Below are 16,286 nucleotides of genomic sequence, written 5' to 3'. Positions count from 1 at the left end.
GCGCGCCGGGCAGCCGTCAGGCCTTGACCCAGCGCTGGCGGCTCCAACTGCTCAGGGTATCGACAATGAACACCAGCAACAGCATGGCCAGGATCACCGTGCTGCCTTGGGCTTCCTGGAACAGGCTGAGGCTGACATAGAGCATCTGGCCCAGGCCGCCGGCGCCGACGAAGCCCAGCACACTGGCCATGCGGATATTGTTTTCCCAGCGGTAGAGGGTGTAGGCGAGGAGCTGCGGCATCAGGTTGGGCAGGGTGCCGTAGCAGAAAGCCGCGAGCGCGCTGCCACCTTGCAAACGGATCGCATCGGCGGGTTGCGAGGGGGTGTTTTCCAGCGCCTCGGCAAATAGCCGGCCGAGCACGCCGATGGTGTGCAGGGTCAGCGCCAGCGTACCGGCATTGGGGCCGAGCCCGGCGGCAAACACCATCAGCGCCGCCCACACCAGTTCCGGAACCGCGCGCAACGCGTTCAACACCAGGCGCGAGGCGCTTTGCAACGGCCAGCCAAGGCGCCCGGCGGCCGGCAGTGCCAGTGCCAGCCCCAACACCGCCGCGAGCAACGTGCCGATGGCGGACATGGCGATGGTTTCCAGCGCGCCGTGGCCGATCGCCTTGAGGTACGCCGGGCTCAGGTCCGGACTGAGGAAGCGTTGCGCATAAGCGGTCATCTGCTTGAGGCTCGCACTGTCTCCCAACGCGCCCAGGTCGATGCCCAGATAGCCGAACGAAGCGACGACAGCCGCACCGATGCACAGCAGCAATAGCGCGTTGAACAGCCGACTCATGCCAGTCTCCAGCGCAGCAGGCGGCTGAGCTGATCGGCGAACATCACCAGCACCAGGAAGGTCAGCAACAGGCTGGCCACTTCACCGCCGGCGAACATGCGCAACGACAGGTCCATCTGCTGGCCCAGGCCACCCGCGCCGACAAAACCCATCACCACTGACGCGCGGATGGCGCATTCCCAGCGGTACACGGTGTACGACAGCAGCTCGGCGGCGACGTTGGGCAGGATCCCGTAGCAGAACGCCGCGAGCCGGCCGCTGCCGGCCTGCATCAATGCGTGTGCCGGGCGCTGGTCGACCGATTCGAAGATTTCCGCATAGACCTTGCCCAGCATGCCGCTGTACGTGATGGCGATGGCCAGCACCCCGGCCGTCGGACCCAGGCCGACAGCGCGCACGAAGAGCAAGGCCCAGACGATTTCCGGCACGCTGCGCAGGAAGATCAACAGGCCGCGTATTGGCCAACGCAACCATTGACCGAGATTGCCAGGCCTGCCGGAGCGGTAGGCGGCCGACAACGACAATGCGCGACTGGCCAGCAGGCTCGCGGGGACCGCCACCAGCAGCGCCAGGGCCATGCCGGCGGTGGCAATCGCCAACGTCTGCAGGGTGGCTTGCAGTAGCAGGTCGACAAACGTTTCGTCATGGGCCGGTGGCCAGAACGCCGCGACGAACCGGCCCATCTCACTCTGGCTGTCGCTGGCCAGCAGCACGCCGAGGTCGACCTCGCTGAACCGAATGCCCGGCCACAGCAGGGCCAGGGCCAACAGGGTCAGGAGCAGGCGAGGGCGGCTGGCGGGGTCCCGGGCGTCACGCTTCAGCATCGCGGAATCTGCACGCTCGTAGGGAGTGGAGGGCTCGACATGGACTCCAATTGCTCGTTGGCATAAAGCGTGTCGAGCAGTTGGCGGTCGACCGCTTCGGTCGGCAAGTCGAACAGAATCTGTCCGTCACGCAGACCGATGATCCGGGAAAAATGCGCCAGCGCCAGCTCCACCGCGTGCAGGCTGGTGACCAGGGTCACGCGGTGCTCCCGGGCATGCTGGCAGAGCACCGCAAGTGTGTGCTCGGCCAACACCGGGTCCATCGCCGATACCGGCTCGTCCGCAAGCAATACCTCGGGCGCCTGGTACAACACGCGGGCAATGCCGACACGTTGCAGCTGCCCGCCGGACAACTGCTGGCATTGCGCGAACAGCTTGTCGCCCAGGTCCAGCCGGGCCAACGCCGCCCGAGCCCCGGGAATGTCCAGCGGGTGCAGCAGGTTCAGCAGGCTCTTGCCCAGGCTCCACTGGCCGAGCTTGCCGGCCAGCACTGCGGTGACCACCCGTAGGCGCGGCGGCAGGGGAGGCGCCTGGTGGACCAGGCCGATGCGTGCGCGCAGACGCTGCCGCCGGCGCGCGGACAATTGCCAGACTGGCTCGCCCAGTACCTGCACCTCGCCAGCGCCCGGCCGCAGGGCGGTTGCGAGCACATTGAGCAGGCTCGACTTGCCCGCGCCGGACGGGCCGATGATGGCGACCCGTTCCCCCGCGCCAATGTGCAGATCCACGCCACGCAGCGCCTGCGCACCGTTGGCGTGGATGACGCTGGCTCGGGTCAGACGTAATGTCATTTCAGCAGTTCGGCGGCGCGTGCGGCTTCTTCGATGCCTTTGTAGTTCTCGGGCTTGGTCTCGATGAAGCGGCTGGCGGCCTGCAGATCAAGGATTTCCTTGTCCTTCGGGTTCGCCGGATCGAGGTCCAGGAACGCCGCCTTGATCTTCGCCGCCAGCGCCGGGTCGAGCGTGCCGCGCACGGTCCAGTTGTAATCGAAGTAGGCCGGGGTAGTCGCGAACACCTTGACCTTGCTAGTGTCGACCTTGCCGGCCGCCACCAGTTTGTCCCAGACGCTGGCGTTGAGCACGCCGGCATCGACCTTGCCCGCCTGGACCCAGGCCGCCGTCGCATCATGGGCGCCCGAGTAGCCGACGCGGCTGAAATAGGTTTCCGGCTTGATGCCGTCCTTGAGCATGAAATAACGCGGCATCAGGCTGCCCGAGGTGGAAGAGATCGAACCGAAGGCAAAGCTTTTGCCCTTGAGGTCGGCCAGGGATGTGACTGCAGGGTCGGCGGTGATGAATTTACTGGTGAACTGGGCATCCTGTTCGCGCTGCACCAGCGGAATGGCGTTACCCGTCTTCAGGCGGGCCTGCACGAAGGTGAAACCGCCCAGCCAGGCCAGGTCGATCCGGTCGGTGGCCAGCGCCTCGACCACGGCGGGGTAATCGCTCACCGGTACGAACTCGACTTTCATGCCGATTTTCTGCTCCAGGTACGCCCCCAGCGGCTTGAACTTGCGCAGCAGTTCGGTCGGCGCTTCATCGGGGATCGCGCTGACCTTCAAGGTGTCGGCCGCCTGCGTCAGAAGGGAGCTCAGGGACAGGGTCAAACCGACGGCCAGTGCCAGGGTACGCTTGAGCATGTAAATCTCCGGTGCATGTAGGGCGTGAGTGTCAAGCGCCGGGCACGCGTTGAGGAGCCGCGTTGGCCTGGCGCATTGTGAGGGTAGACGAACAGGTGCAATCTTGATCGTTTCTGCCGACCAGGTAAATCCTGGCCCGTTTCGATGCCGGGATGCTACAAGGTCAACGCCGCGATGCAAGCGTAATGCTGTTCGACCAAGGCAATCGACAAACCCGTGGCGAGGGAGCTTGCTCCCGTTGGGCCGCGAAGCGGCCCCAAAACCTGCCAGATCGGAGTATCAGACACACCGCACCCGGCGCTTTACGACTGCTTCGCAGCCGAGCGGGAGCAAGCTCCCTCGCCACAAATAGATCATTTATCTCGAGTAAATTGTCCCGTCACTTTTCTGGAGCGTCACAACATGCTCAGCGCCGAGCTGAAGTCTTTCCACATGGTCGCTCGCCTGGCCAGCGTCACCCAGGCAGCCAAGAAGCTCGGGCTCAGCCAGCCGACGGTGACCACGCAGATCCGCAGCCTGGAAGCCCAGTACGGCGTTGAATTGTTTTATCGCGGCGGGCGCCGCCTGACACTCAGTGACCAGGGCGCGCAGCTGTTGCCGATGGTGCAGAAACTGCTGCAGCAGGAGGCCGACATCGAGTTTTTCCTGCGCAACAGCGGCCAGGTGCAAGGCACGTTGCGCATCGGTGCCACCGCGCCGTATTACGTGCTGGATATCATCAAGGCTTTTCGCGAGCAGTTTGCGCTGTGCGAAGTGACCCTGGAAATCGGCAACTCACTGCAGGTCATCGAGGCGCTGGAGGAATATCGCGTGGACTTGGCCGCGTCCTCGCAACTGGTCGAGGATGCGCGCCTGACCCGGCTGGTGCTGGGGCACGATCCGCTGGTGCTGGCGGTACATCGCGAGCACCCATTGGCCAGCCACGACCGAGTCGCGCCGAGCGCCCTGGCCGGGCATTGCCTGCTGATGCGCGAAACCGGTTCCACCACCCGCGCGCTCACCACAACGCTGCTGCGCGAGGCCGGGGTGGCGACCGGGCCGCTGCTGGAGATCGGCAGTCGCGAGTCGATTCGCGAAGCGGTCCTGCGCAACATCGGCATCAGCATCATCGCCCGTCACGAGGTGCCGGAGAATCCACAGCTCAAGGTGGTCGAGCTGGAAGGCGCGCCGCTGATCGCCGAGTATCTGTACTGCCTCAAGGAGCGCCGCCAGGCCCGGCTGCCGTCGGCATTCCTCGGCCTGGCACGAGAGACCAGCGCATCCTGAATTCGCTACACAAATCCGCCGATGCCACTATCGGCAGCTTTTAGCCAACTGCAATCAAGCCTTCGTACTGCCTGCCTACCATGACCCTCGTCGAGCTGACAGCTCATCGAGGTTATGTCATGACAAGAACACCTTCCGTAGACCTGCAGATACGCGACATCCATAAAGGCTTCGGCGCCTTCAAGGCGTTGGATGGGGTATCGCTGGAAATCGCCGCCGGTGAGCTGGTGTGCCTGCTTGGGCCTTCCGGCTGCGGCAAGACCACCTTGTTGCGCTGCATAGCCGGCCTGGAACGGCAAGACCGCGGCACGATCATGATCGGCGCGCGGGATGTTTCCGCCCTGGCACCGCAGGCTCGCGACTACGGCATTCTGTTCCAGTCCTATGCGCTGTTTCCCAACCTGACCGTGGAGCAGAACATCGGCTACGGATTGGCGGGCAACCACCGCGAGACGATCCGCAGCCGGGTCGGCGAGATGCTGGAACTGGTCGGGCTGCGTGGCAGCGAGAAAAAATATCCCGGCCAGCTCTCCGGCGGCCAGCAGCAGCGGGTGGCGTTGGCTCGCGCCCTGGCTCCGGCGCCCTCGCTGTTACTGCTCGATGAACCGATGTCGGCCCTCGATGCCCGGGTGCGCGAGCACCTGTGCGGCGAGTTGCGTCAGCTGCAGAAACGCCTGGGCATTACCACGTTGATGGTCACCCACAACCAGGACGAGGCGATGCTGATGGCCGATCGCATCGCGGTGATCAATCAGGGCCGCGTCGAACAGTTCGCCAGTGCGCAACAGATCTACCGCGCGCCGGCGAGCGCCTTTGTGGCTGATTTCGTCGGCCAGGGCAACTGGCTGCCTTTCGAGCGCGGGCACGACGGACAGGTTCGCGTCGGCGGGCTCAGCCTCAGCGTGGAGGCCGCTGACGTGGGGCGCAGCGGTCGACTCTTCTGCCGTCCGGAAGCCATACGGATCAATCCGTCGACGCCCGAAGCCAACCTGTTCGATGCGCAGTTGCGCGAACTAACCTACCTCGGCAACCGTTGTCGCCTGAGCTTCGAGCTGGACGCATTGCCCGGCCACACCCTGCTCGCCGAGTTGGAGCCGCAGGCCATGCCTGGGCTGCCCCAGGCGCGGCTGAAAATCGCGCTGCCGGCCCACAGCCTACAGGTGTTCAATTGATATGCAAAACACGATGATTCTCAAGCCGACCGCAGTGCAGGTACCTCAGGTGCCCGGTGACCTGGCAGACCGATTGTTCATACGCGGCGGTCAGTGGCTGCTGCTGGTGTTGCTGGCGCTGGCAGTATTGCTGCCATTGCTCGCCATGCTGTGGCGCGCCTTCAGCGGTGATGCCAGCCAGGGTGGCGGCGTGCAAGCGGCGCTGACGCTGCTGGCCAGTGCCAATTTCCGCTGGCTGCTGGGCAACAGCCTGACGGTTTCAATGACCGTCGCGCTTATCGTCGTGCCGCTGGCCTATGCGTTCGCCTACGCATTGCAGCGCACCTGCATCGTGGCAAAGCCGCTGTGGCGGGGCATTTCGCTGCTGCCGCTGCTGGCGCCGTCGATGCTGCCTGGCATTGCGCTGATCTATCTGTTCGGCAACCAGGGGCTGCTGCGCGATTTCAGCGCCGGCAACATCTATGGTTTCTGGGGCATTGTCCTGGGGCAGGCGATCTACACCTTTCCCCACGCCATGATGGTGCTGATGTCGGCGCTGGCGCTGGCGGATGCGCGGCTGTTCGACGCGGCCTCAAGCATGGGCGCCTCGCCATGGCGGGCATTTCGCACCATCACCTGGCCCGGCAGCCGGCAAGGGGTGTTCGCGGCTTTCTGCCTGGTGTTCACCTTGTGCATCACCGACTTCGGCGTGCCGGTCACGGTCGGAGGCGACTATCAGGTGCTGGCGCTGGAAGCCTACAAGTCTGTCGTTGGCCAGCAGCAGTTTGGTCGCGGCGCGCTGATCGGCATGATTCTGCTGCTGCCCGCATTGCTCAGTTTCGCCGTGGACATGTGGCTGCGCCGTACTCAACGCGAAGCCATGGGCGGCCGCGCCCAAGTGTATCACCCGCAACCGTCGCGGGGGCGGGATGCAGCCTTCCTGAGCATAACGGCACTGATCGGCGGCGTTCTGCTCGGCGTGTTCGGCATGGCAGTGTACGCATCGCTCGTGCAGTTCTGGCCGTACGACTTGTCCCTGTCCCTGGACAACTATGCCTTCTCCGAACTGCCCGGCGGTTGGCTGGCCTATCGCAACAGCCTGCTGCTGGCGGTGTGCAGTGCGGTGTTCGGCAGCCTGGCGATCTTCACCGGTGCCTACCTGATCGAGAAGACCCGGCAGAGCGCATTGACGCGCGCCCTGCGGCTGCTCAGCTTCGTCCCGATGGCTGTGCCCGGGCTGGTGCTGGGCCTGGGCTACGTGTTCTTTTTCAATCTGCCGGGCAATCCGCTCGGCAGCCTCTACGGCAGCCTGGCCTTGCTGGTGGTCTGTACGGTCGCGCACTTCCTGACCACCGCGCATATGACGGCCAGTACCGCCTTGCGCCAGCTCGACGATGAGTTCGAGGCCGCCGCCCTGGCGCTGAAAGTCCCGCTGGTTCGCCACTTCCTGCGGGTGACGCTGCCCATTTGCCTGCCGGCGTTGCTCGACATCGTTCGTTATCTGTTCGTGTCGGCGATGACCACGGTCTCAGCGGCGATTTTTCTCTACAGCCCTGACAGCGTCCTGGCTGCGGTGGCCGTGCTGAACATGGACGACGCCGGCAACGTCGGCGGGGCCGCCGCGATGGCGACTCTGATCCTGCTGACCTCGGCCAGCGTATCGCTGCTGCTGGCGATGCTGTCGCGCCGCCTGCTGCGCCGCTCCCAGGCCTGGCGCCAGCCGGCGCCGGGTCTTTGAACAACTTCTGGAGATGCTGATGCACTACCAAACACCAACTCACCTGCAGGCAGCGATTCTCGATTGGGCCGGAACCGTGGTGGACTTCGGTTCGTTCGCGCCGACGCGGATTTTCGTCGAAGCCTTCGCCAGCTTCGACATCGAGATCAGCCTGGAGGAGGCCCGTGGCCCGATGGGCATGGGCAAATGGGACCACATCCGCACCTTGTGCAATCAACCGGGCGTGGCCGAACGGTTTGTGCGCCGCTTCGGGCGTGCACCGAGCGATGACGACGTGACGGCTATCTATGAGCGCTTCATGCCGCTGCAGATCGCCAAGGTCGCCGACCACTCGGACCTGATCCCCGGCGCTCTGGAGAGCATCGCCGCACTGCGCCAGCGCGGCCTCAGGATTGGCAGTTGCTCCGGCTATCCCCGACAGGTCATGGACAAAGTCGTCGAACTGGCCGCCACCAAGGGCTACAGCCCCGACCATGTGGTCGCCACCGACGACGTGCCCAAGGGCCGGCCAAGCCCTGCGCAGGCCTTGGCCAACGTGATCGCCCTGGGCCTGGACGATGTCGCCGCCTGCGTGAAAGTCGATGACACCGAGCCCGGCATCCTCGAAGGCCGCAGGGCAGGGATGTGGACCGTGGCATTGAGGTTTTCCGGCAATTTTCTCGGCCTCGACTGGGAGCAGTTCCAGGCTCTGTCGGCGCCGCAGTTGGCGGCCGAGCGCGAGCGCATCGACGGCTTGTTTGCCGCAAGCCGTCCGCATTACCTGATCGACACGATTGCCGAACTGCCCGCCGTGATCGACCACATCAACACGCAACTGGCCCGCGGCGTATTGCCGTCCCATTCCTGAAAAACTTCACTGACTGACACGGAGCCGTACCATGTCCAAACGCACTGCCTGGGCCGCCGGCCTGCTTGCCGCCTGTGTTCTGCAAGCCCATGCCAATACCGAACTGACCGTCTACACGGCCCTCGAAGTCGAGCAGCTCAAGGCCTACAAACAGGCCTTCGAGCAGCAAAACCCGGACATCGAGATCAAGTGGGTGCGCGATTCCACCGGCATCGTCACCGCCAAGCTGCTGGCGGAAAAGGATCGCCCCCAAGCCGATGCGGTCTGGGGTCTGGCAGGCTCGAGCCTGGCGATTCTCAAGCAGCAGGGCCTGCTGGACGCCTACAGCCCGGCGAACCTCGGCCAGATTTCCACCCAATACCGCGACGCCGACACGCCACCCACCTGGGTCGGCATGGACGTCTGGGCCGCCGCCATCTGCTTCAATACGGTGGAAGCGCAAAAGCTCGGCCTGCCCAAGCCCACCCGCTGGGAAGACCTTGCCAACCCCGTGTACCAAGGCAAGATCGTCATGCCCAATCCGGCGTCGTCCGGCACCGGTTACCTGGACGTCAGTGCCTGGCTGCAGACCTTCGGCGAGACCAAGGGCTGGGCCTACATGGACAAGTTGCACGCCAATATCGGCCAGTACACACACTCCGGCTCCAAGCCCTGCAAGCTGGCCGCCGCCGGCGAGTTCCCCATCGGTATTTCGTTCGAATACCCAGCCATCCAGCTCAAGCGCAAAGGCGCGCCGCTGGACATCGTCCTGCCTGCCGAAGGCCTGGGCTGGGAAATCGAAGCCACCGCCATTATCAAAGGCACGCCGAAGCTGGCGGCTGCCAGAAAACTCGCGGACTTCTCCGCCAGCTCCGAGGCGATGCAGTTATACAAAGCGAACTTCGCGGTCCTGGCGCAACCGGGCATCGCCGAACGCCTGCCGGAGCTGCCGACGGACTACGAACAACGCTTGATCCGCAATGATTTCGCCTGGGCGTCGGAGAACCGCGACAAGGTGCTGGCCGAGTGGCGCAAGCGTTACGACGGCAAGTCCGAGCCGGTCGCCAAATAACCTTCTTCACAGGCCCGGCTGTTTCGAGCGCGCCTTACTTGATGATTGTTTTCAAGGAGTTTTCATGTCTGAGCACAACTGTGACCTGCTGATTGTCGGCGCCGGCATTCTCGGCCTGGCCCACGCCTGGGCTGGCGCCAGGCGCGGCCTCAAGGTCAAGGTGTTCGAGCGTAGCCATACGCCCCTGGGCGCCTCGGTACGCAACTTCGGCCAGGCCCTGGTCGGCGGCCAGGCGCCGGGTGTCATGCTCGACCTGGCACGCCAGGCGAACGGTTTGTGGAAAACGCTGGGCCAGGCTGCCGGGCTGCACATGCATCAGCAAGGCTCGCTGCTGTTCGCCCGTACGGAAGCCGAAGAAGCGCTGCTCGAAGCGTTCCTGAGCGGGCGGGGCGCAGCATTGGGTTATCGCACCGAGCTGTTGCGTGGCGAGGCGTTGGCGGCGCTTTACGATGGCCGTTTTGCCCATCACCGCGCGGCATTGCTCGGCCTCGACGATCAACAGTTGTATTCCCGCGAGGCACTGCCGCAGATCGTCGATTACCTGGCCCGGGCATTGGGCGTCGAATTCCATTTTTCGACGCTGGTCCGCGATGTCGAACCCCACCGTGCGCTCACCAGCGCCGGACGCTTTACCGCGCGGCACATTGTGGTGTGCTCGGGCCATGACTATCAGACGCTGCTGGCCGAGCAAATCGCCGGGCTCAACCCGCAAGTGTGCGGCTTGCAAATGCTCCGCGTACGGCCGCGCCAGCCCCTGGCGTTACGCCACGCGTTGCTCACGGGGCTGAGCTGCGTGCACTACGGCGCCTTTGCCGACCTGCCTGAAGCGCAGGCCATCCGCACGCAGATCCGCACGCACCAGCCAGAGCTCGAAGCCCATGGCATCCATCTGCTCATCAGTCCAACCCCCCACGGTGACCTGATCATCGGCGATTCCCATGTCTACGGCAGCGACATTTCACCGTTCAACGCCGAGCAGGTGGACCGCATCCTGATTGACCTGGCGCAGCACACCCTGGGCGGCGAGATCGATGTACTGGAACGCTGGCAGGGTGTATATGGCGCGCGGGGGCCGGGACCGTTCAGCGTGATTTCGGCTGCGCAAGGCGTCACCGCAGTGCTGATGCATACCGGCTTGGGCATGAGCGTGGGACTGGCGCTGGGCGAACGGACGATCGCCGCAGCGCTGGGGGAGGGGCCGTGGCAAAGCTCGGCGGCTTGACGTCGCCGAGGAGGGCGCCTCGTCGAGGCAAGGCGCCGGTCTGGCTGCCGATTCAGAGCCAGTAACGCAGGCCCAGCATCACCGATTGGGCTTCATATTCGGTGCTGACATCGCCTTGGGGCAGCCGTTCGATGTCGCCGAAGTGCGCCTCGCGCGTTTTCAGGCAGCGGTAATCCAGGGACATCGACCAGTTTTCGTTCAGCTCATAACCCACCCCGGCACCCAGTTGGTAGGCCGAGACGGTGTCGCGGTGAGTACCGCCGAACTCCACGCCACCGGCTTCCAGACCGCTGACCGTGAGGGTGGCGTAACCCAGGCCGCCGCCCAGGTAAGGGGTAAACCGGTTGAAAGGCGCGGGCAGGTTCAAGACGTCGTACCAGAGGTTGACCATCAGGCTGGCCGCTTTCTCTTCGCCTTCGCCATCGATGCTCCCGCCGCCCTCATAGACCCGGTTGTTGAACTGGGTCAGGGTATTTTCGCGATAACCGAGTTCCACCTCCGGGCGCAGCCCGACCGGGAAACGCCAGCCTAACGCCAGGCCGGTGGCGTAGCCGGAATGGAGCGGCTGGTTGAATTCCATCTCGACGAAATCCAGGTTGTTCTGGTTGAGGTCCTGCGCCGATACCCAGTTCAGGCCGCCCATGAGGCTGGCGTAGGGGCCCAGCGTGTCGGCGAAGGTGGACGTCGGGGCGACAGCGCCCATGCCGATGATGCCCATCACCAGGTATTGAGTGTTTTTCAGTAAGTTCATGCTCGGTCCGAAGTGTGCCGTTATTCAAAAGATTGCGAGAGCCGGCGCGCGCGGCGCTGGCGTCGCGAACAGGTCATACGAGGTGCAGATGTGCTTGCGCTTTGTCGCGCTCCGGGGCGTCGACAGCGTTGGCGCGTTGTTCGGCAAGGGCTCTGAGATTGCCCAGCGCCGTGGTCATTACCGTCGTCAGCATTTTGCGCAGCAGGCCGCGGTACACGAAGCTCAACGGGCCGGAGATCCTGGCGCTATGGATGACCTGGGTTTCGTCCGGAGACAGCCTGCGCATCCGGTGGTCGAATTCGAGCCGTATCCAAAGCAGTCTCGCGCTGTTGCGATAGCTTTCCTGCGGTTCCACGGCCAGCAGCCTCAATGGCATTTTCAAGCCATTCCTTAGCACACACTGACCCGCGGTTCCCGCCTGGAACGGGCCCTCGAGTTGGCAATGGCTGACGTCGGTATCCCAGAGCGGGGCTTCCTGGAAATTGCTCCAGATCTTCCAGATTTCCGACGGTGGTGATTTGACTATGAGTTGAACCTTGACATCGTTCACGGCGACACCCTGTCTGTTGCGGGCACACTTGTGCCCCTGAGTTTGATCAACGCCCGGCCTCAGGCAGCAGGCGCGGCCTGGCTCAATACTTGAGCGGTGATATTGGCTTGGCCGATCTTTTCGCCCCGGTTGAACAGGTCGATATGGATACGGTTGGTCTTGAATGATTGAAGCTGCGTCCCGAGGCTCGCTTGCGGAGCGAGTGACAACGGGCTGTTCCTCGGAATTGGCCGGTCCAGGGTGAAACTCAGGGCCAGCAGATTCATCGGGGTCTTGAGCGGAATACGCAGATGACCGTGGGCAATCTGCATGTAGCACTGGCGGGCAACCTCGAGGAAATACACCATCGAGAAATGCTCGGGATCGCCCTCGTGGAAAAAATGCCCATCCGGCAGGCTGACCGTATCCACGCTCAGCCCCTGGGCGAGGCTGCTCATGGCGCTGACGATGACATTTTCCTCCCGGGCCTTGTGCAGCAGGGCCTTGTCGACACAGCGCGCGGCCGTGAACTCAGCCGCCGGCGAGGTCTCGAAGGCCGAGCTGTAGGCCATGCCCAGAACGCAGGTGCACATGACTTTTCCAGCCTGCGTGACGGTTGCCTGAAATTCCTGGCCATCGCGGCCTTGCTCCAGAAGCAGGTCGATCACGTCCTCCTTCTGGACGTATTGCTGGAACTTGATGCTGAGCGTCTTCACGTAGGCGACGCGACCATTCAGCGGGGGCATGGCCAGTTCGACCAGTTGCATCACCCCTTCGAGCAACAGGATGCCGGGGATGTGATCCAGCGGATGGTCGAAGAAATACGGGTGACCTTCGTCTACCACCAGCCGTGCCCGCAGCGAACGCGGCTCGCGCTGGATGTGGGAAATCACCACGTGTTCCGCTCGACGCTGCCAGGGCGCCGGGCGCTGGGTACGAGCCCCCCGGTGCAGGGCGAACAGCCCCTCCATGGCCCGGACTCGCACCCGCAACCCGGCCAGAACCGTGCTGGTCAGCATGTCGCTGAGTTGCAACACATCGACACCGTCGTGTTGTGGCTCGCGGACGATTTCGCCGGCATGCACCGGCGTGATGACCTGCTGCAGCTCATGGGGCTCGTGGGCAAAGCGCAACGTGAACGGGTGTCTGATCGCAGGGGCGGGGCTCGCCGTCGCGGGGTTCCATTCGCGCAGTTTTTCAGTGAACAGCCACATCACAACCTTGCCGGCCTCACGCACCTCGATCACCGTGTGAACCGCGGAGTTCATCGTCACCGACAAGAGCGTTTCGATGCCGCAGGCTTCAGCCAGAAAACCGGTCATCTCCTGCAACGACCCGTCCACCGGGACGTTATCAGGCTGCAACTCACAAACCTCTACTGCCGCGTACTGGGCGCGCTCCTTGCCGGCCAATCGGCACGCTTCGTCCAGCGAAGCCGCGGCATGGGCGAGGACCGCTGCGCGAATCACCAGCAGGGGCGTGTCCGTTGAACCCGCTCGATAAGGACGCAGCGCAAGCAGCCCGAGCCCTTCACCTTGCGGCGTAGCGCTGCGGCGAGCACGATCGACCTCGATTTCGCCGCTGATGAAGCGGCCGGCTCCGAGCAGCAGCGTCGTGATGCCGTCGTCGAACCATTGCCGGGATGCCAGCAGGGTTTGCCAGAACAGCCCTGGTGAGCCGGCCAGGGTCTGATGAAAACCCTTGAAATCGAAAATCTGCGCCGGGTAGCCGGACAACATGTTCGGCAACATGGTTGCCACGTCGGTCACTTCCACGCCCGGCGGGCTGCCTTGGGCCCGTGAATAGAATTGCTCGGCACTGCTGTAGGCGTTGCTGAACCGCTCCCCGCCCATGTTGCAGCACATGACCATTGCCGTACCGGCCGATCCGGCAACGCCCGGCAGGCGCCGCAACAGGTGATTGACGCGGTCGGTGATCAACAGTTTGAAGGGATCGACGTAGGCCAGGGGCTTTGGCCCCATGCCAAAACCGTCGATATCGATGACGCGGTCCTGGGCGAGGAATCTCCCCGACAACGGCCCGGCCGAGGGCCCCTTGCCATCGACGAAACGCCCGTAAGGGAAAGTGACCGGTCGAGTAGCCGGTTGCTCAAGCCGCCGTTTGAACGAGTGCAGTGAATCGCAACCGCCCAGTGCGGCTTCCGCCTCGACTATCGCGAGGTCCAGGATCTGCACGCCTGAAGCCACCGGCGTGGGGGCAGGGAGGCCATCGGGCACATATTCATCCACCACCAGATGGGCGTTGGCGCCACCGAAGCCGAAGCTGGAAATGCCTATGCGGATCGGCGATTGACGATCCTCCAGTGGCTGGACTCGCTGTGTCGCCAGGCGCAGGCAGGTGTCGTCGACTTTCAGGCTGGGACGGTAGTCCGGCTGGGGTGGGATGCCCTTGTGGCGCAGGATCATCAACGCCTTGGCCAGCGAAGCGCCTCCCGCCGCAGCCAGGGGATGACCGATGACAGCCTTGATCGAACCGATGGCGATTTTTTCGTCGGCGCTGCGATGGGCAGCGAAGAAGCTGTTCAGCGAGGCCAGTTCGGTCGCATCCCCTAACGGGGTGCCGGTGCCGTGGGTTTCGATGTAATCCACGCGGCCTGGATCAAGGTCCATGTAAGCCCGTTGATAGGCGCGATACTGGGCCTGCCTGCCCGGTGCAAACACCGACCCTTCGGCACCATCGGCGGAAAGCCCCAACCCTCTCAGCACGCCCAGCGGCCGGCGTCGGGCGTTCAGGGCATCGGCCACGGGCTCGACCAGAAACGCCGTGGCGCATTCGCCCGGGACAATACCGTCGGCATCCTCGCCGAACGCCTGCATGCTGGCCCGGGCGGAAAAAGCCGTCAGTTGGGAGAAACCGAGGAACAATGCCGGGGGCAGAACGGTGTTGAGCGCCATGATGATCGCCTTGTCCGCCTGGCCACTGTTGAGCAGAGCCTTGGCCATGTCGATGGCATAGGGGAACGAACTGCAAGCGGTGTCCACCGATAAGGCCGGGCCTCCCAAGGCAAAAGCGCGCGCCAGCCCGGCCACCTGTTCACCGGGCGTGAAACCGGATGGCGTGTCGGTACCGCCGGGCACTGCCGTGGCGAAATAACTTTCATCGCTCCAGGACGTCGCGACCACCAATGCGGTTCGCTCGGTATTCAATACCGTGCCTTGCGCCGCGAGTTCGGCAAAAAGCGTCCGGAGCACGTTCTTGCCGATCGCGACTTGCCGACCTTCATAACGGGAAGGCATCGATGGGTCATCTGAAAGGCAGAATGCGCTGTCCAGGTAGACACGATCCTTTTCGCCGGCCTTGCTCGAAAATATCGACGCCTTCTGCAACCCCCAGCGCGCCGGCATTGCCTGGATGGGCGCTATGCCGCCCTGCGAGAGCAAGTGCCAAAGTGCGTCGGTGGACGACGCCCCTGGAAATTCGCCGGCCATTGCGCTGAAGCACAACTCGCCCGCTGTCGTTACCGCGCCACTCATACCCTGTCTCCTGATTGCCAAAAAGCGGGGTGACCTGGCGATCACCCGGTGTCCATTCCATGTGCGGGCAGCGTGTGCCGTCGGGCCTCAGCCCATTCTTGCCAGAAGCGCCAGTGCGTCTTCCGGGGTACGACGCGACATCAATGCCTCACCAGCAAACTCGCTGACGGGGCACTCTTGTGCCATTGATTGGCAAAGGGCTTGCCGGTCGAAACCGTTGAGTCCCAAATCGGTAAAAGGCGTGTTGACGTCCAGTGACTGCGGTGCGTCCGAAACCAGCGGTGAGAGAGCGTTGAACAGCACCGCGCCGAGCTGCGTCTGCGCATCGGCGGAGCCAGGCAGCGGCGCCTCGGAAGGTGCGGCAGGCGGCTTCGGATCGGTTTCAAGCCTGGCCAGCAGGGCCGTAGGGGTCAGGGCATCGAAGAGTTCCGAGGTCTGTTCTTTCTTGTCCGGGAAGTGCTGGGCCAACGACTCGAAAATATCAACCAGCCCTAGCGAGTCGATGCCCAGGCTTTCGAAACTTCGTTCGAAGTCGATTTGCTCGTTCTTGAAACCGGTGACCGAACTGATCTCGGCGCGCAACCATTGCTCATAGCTGAGGGCGACAGGTTCCTCCGTCGAGGGGGCGGCGGCCAACACGGTCGAGTGTGCAGGCACGGGCTCCAGCGTTGCGACGCTTCTACCAGCAGCCGCCTCGATGCCATGGGCATAGACGCCTTCCAGCACCTGCTGGTGGGCATTGAAATAATGGGCGGTGACCGATTCAGCCTGTTCCAGCAGGCGCATCAGGATGGATTCCTTCGCCATGTTGGATTCGCAAAGTGAATCGATGATTTTTTCCGAAAGGGAGAAATAGCTATGGGCTATTTTCCCGTTGGACACGATGAATTCCTGCACAACTTCATTGAGTTGCAAGCGCATGAGGTTCTCCTTAACCGTAAATCGGTAGGTGTTTTAGACGAGTATCGAAAGTCGTGGGCCCGGGCAAGG

At 63.6% G+C, this 16,286-nt stretch carries 14 protein-coding genes; 6 read left to right on the top strand and 8 right to left on the bottom strand.

Annotated features, from left to right (window positions below):
* Positions 1–16: 16 nt before the first annotated feature.
* From phnE to J3P86_RS13945, 4 genes are read right to left on the bottom strand one after another with little or no spacing between them, the layout of a single operon-like run.
* Positions 17–784: a phosphonate ABC transporter, permease protein PhnE gene (phnE, locus tag J3P86_RS13960; protein ID WP_434698199.1), complete on the bottom strand. Its 768-nt coding sequence runs from the start codon at positions 782–784 to the stop codon at positions 17–19.
* Positions 781–1,608 (bottom strand): PhnE/PtxC family ABC transporter permease, encoded by an 828-nt coding sequence (locus J3P86_RS13955; RefSeq protein ID WP_434671960.1) that lies wholly within the window; start codon positions 1,606–1,608, stop codon positions 781–783. Before J3P86_RS13955 ends, phnE begins: the two co-directional genes overlap by 4 nt.
* Positions 1,602–2,399 carry a phosphonate ABC transporter ATP-binding protein gene (locus J3P86_RS13950; protein WP_434698198.1) on the bottom strand — a complete coding sequence of 266 codons (798 nt, stop codon included), beginning with the start codon at positions 2,397–2,399 and terminating at the stop codon, positions 1,602–1,604. Before J3P86_RS13950 ends, J3P86_RS13955 begins: the two co-directional genes overlap by 7 nt.
* The gene (locus tag J3P86_RS13945) at positions 2,396–3,247 is read right to left on the bottom strand and encodes a putative selenate ABC transporter substrate-binding protein (RefSeq protein ID WP_434698197.1); all 852 of its coding nucleotides are present in this window, start codon (positions 3,245–3,247) and stop codon (positions 2,396–2,398) included. Before J3P86_RS13945 ends, J3P86_RS13950 begins: the two co-directional genes overlap by 4 nt.
* Before the next feature lie 402 nt (positions 3,248–3,649).
* On the opposite strand from J3P86_RS13945, the gene J3P86_RS13940 reads away from it, so the two are divergent.
* The 6 genes from J3P86_RS13940 to J3P86_RS13915 all read left to right on the top strand — a co-directional run bounded on the left by J3P86_RS13940 (position 3,650) and on the right by J3P86_RS13915 (position 10,522).
* Positions 3,650–4,513 carry a LysR substrate-binding domain-containing protein gene (locus tag J3P86_RS13940; RefSeq protein WP_434568379.1) on the top strand — a complete coding sequence of 288 codons (864 nt, stop codon included), beginning with the start codon at positions 3,650–3,652 and terminating at the stop codon, positions 4,511–4,513.
* A gap of 119 nt (positions 4,514–4,632) precedes the next feature.
* Complete coding sequence (locus tag J3P86_RS13935; RefSeq protein ID WP_434698196.1) at positions 4,633–5,685, top strand: putative 2-aminoethylphosphonate ABC transporter ATP-binding protein; 1,053 nt, start codon at positions 4,633–4,635, stop codon at positions 5,683–5,685.
* A gap of 13 nt (positions 5,686–5,698) precedes the next feature.
* Complete coding sequence (locus tag J3P86_RS13930; RefSeq protein WP_434700646.1) at positions 5,699–7,402, top strand: putative 2-aminoethylphosphonate ABC transporter permease subunit; 1,704 nt, start codon at positions 5,699–5,701, stop codon at positions 7,400–7,402.
* 19 nt (positions 7,403–7,421) lie between these two features.
* Entirely contained in the window at positions 7,422–8,249 is an 828-nt protein-coding gene (gene phnX / locus J3P86_RS13925) for a phosphonoacetaldehyde hydrolase (RefSeq protein WP_434698195.1), read from the top strand.
* Between the two features lie 31 nt (positions 8,250–8,280).
* Complete coding sequence (locus J3P86_RS13920; protein WP_434698194.1) at positions 8,281–9,300, top strand: putative 2-aminoethylphosphonate ABC transporter substrate-binding protein; 1,020 nt, start codon at positions 8,281–8,283, stop codon at positions 9,298–9,300.
* A gap of 64 nt (positions 9,301–9,364) precedes the next feature.
* Positions 9,365–10,522, top strand: a complete 1,158-nt coding sequence (locus J3P86_RS13915; protein WP_434698193.1) for a TIGR03364 family FAD-dependent oxidoreductase — start codon at positions 9,365–9,367, stop codon at positions 10,520–10,522.
* Positions 10,523–10,574: 52 nt separating this feature from the next.
* On the opposite strand, the gene J3P86_RS13910 is transcribed toward J3P86_RS13915, so the two are convergent.
* The 4 genes from J3P86_RS13910 to J3P86_RS13895 all read right to left on the bottom strand — a co-directional run bounded on the left by J3P86_RS13910 (position 10,575) and on the right by J3P86_RS13895 (position 16,217).
* Positions 10,575–11,273 carry an outer membrane protein gene (locus tag J3P86_RS13910; protein WP_434657880.1) on the bottom strand — a complete coding sequence of 233 codons (699 nt, stop codon included), beginning with the start codon at positions 11,271–11,273 and terminating at the stop codon, positions 10,575–10,577.
* A 73-nt stretch (positions 11,274–11,346) separates the two neighbouring features.
* Positions 11,347–11,823 carry an SRPBCC family protein gene (locus tag J3P86_RS13905; protein ID WP_434698192.1) on the bottom strand — a complete coding sequence of 159 codons (477 nt, stop codon included), beginning with the start codon at positions 11,821–11,823 and terminating at the stop codon, positions 11,347–11,349.
* 59 nt (positions 11,824–11,882) lie between these two features.
* A complete protein-coding gene (locus tag J3P86_RS13900; protein WP_434698191.1) occupies positions 11,883–15,296 on the bottom strand; it encodes a beta-ketoacyl synthase N-terminal-like domain-containing protein in 3,414 nt (1,137 codons plus the stop codon).
* Between the two features lie 87 nt (positions 15,297–15,383).
* Positions 15,384–16,217, bottom strand: coding sequence for an acyl carrier protein (locus J3P86_RS13895; protein ID WP_434657888.1), 834 nt, complete (start codon positions 16,215–16,217; stop codon positions 15,384–15,386).
* Positions 16,218–16,286: the final 69 nt, after the last annotated feature.

The sequence above is a fragment of the Pseudomonas sp. D1-1 genome (assembly GCF_051132225.1).
In the GTDB taxonomy this organism is placed as follows: Bacteria; Pseudomonadota; Gammaproteobacteria; order Pseudomonadales; family Pseudomonadaceae; genus Aquipseudomonas.
This window is presented reverse-complemented; position numbering and strand designations above follow the sequence as displayed.

Coding starts and splice junctions, on each gene's coding strand:
- J3P86_RS13950 (WP_434698198.1), bottom strand. CDS start 2,399: ATGACATTACGTCTGACCCGAGCCAGCGTCATCCACGCCAACGGTGCG.
- J3P86_RS13940 (WP_434568379.1), top strand. CDS start 3,650: ATGCTCAGCGCCGAGCTGAAGTCTTTCCACATGGTCGCTCGCCTGGCC.
- phnE (WP_434698199.1), bottom strand. CDS start 784: ATGAGTCGGCTGTTCAACGCGCTATTGCTGCTGTGCATCGGTGCGGCT.
- J3P86_RS13935 (WP_434698196.1), top strand. CDS start 4,633: ATGACAAGAACACCTTCCGTAGACCTGCAGATACGCGACATCCATAAA.
- J3P86_RS13945 (WP_434698197.1), bottom strand. CDS start 3,247: ATGCTCAAGCGTACCCTGGCACTGGCCGTCGGTTTGACCCTGTCCCTG.
- J3P86_RS13910 (WP_434657880.1), bottom strand. CDS start 11,273: ATGAACTTACTGAAAAACACTCAATACCTGGTGATGGGCATCATCGGC.
- J3P86_RS13930 (WP_434700646.1), top strand. CDS start 5,699: ATGATTCTCAAGCCGACCGCAGTGCAGGTACCTCAGGTGCCCGGTGAC.
- J3P86_RS13920 (WP_434698194.1), top strand. CDS start 8,281: ATGTCCAAACGCACTGCCTGGGCCGCCGGCCTGCTTGCCGCCTGTGTT.
- J3P86_RS13900 (WP_434698191.1), bottom strand. CDS start 15,296: ATGAGTGGCGCGGTAACGACAGCGGGCGAGTTGTGCTTCAGCGCAATG.
- J3P86_RS13915 (WP_434698193.1), top strand. CDS start 9,365: ATGTCTGAGCACAACTGTGACCTGCTGATTGTCGGCGCCGGCATTCTC.
- J3P86_RS13955 (WP_434671960.1), bottom strand. CDS start 1,608: ATGCTGAAGCGTGACGCCCGGGACCCCGCCAGCCGCCCTCGCCTGCTC.
- J3P86_RS13895 (WP_434657888.1), bottom strand. CDS start 16,217: ATGCGCTTGCAACTCAATGAAGTTGTGCAGGAATTCATCGTGTCCAAC.
- phnX (WP_434698195.1), top strand. CDS start 7,422: ATGCACTACCAAACACCAACTCACCTGCAGGCAGCGATTCTCGATTGG.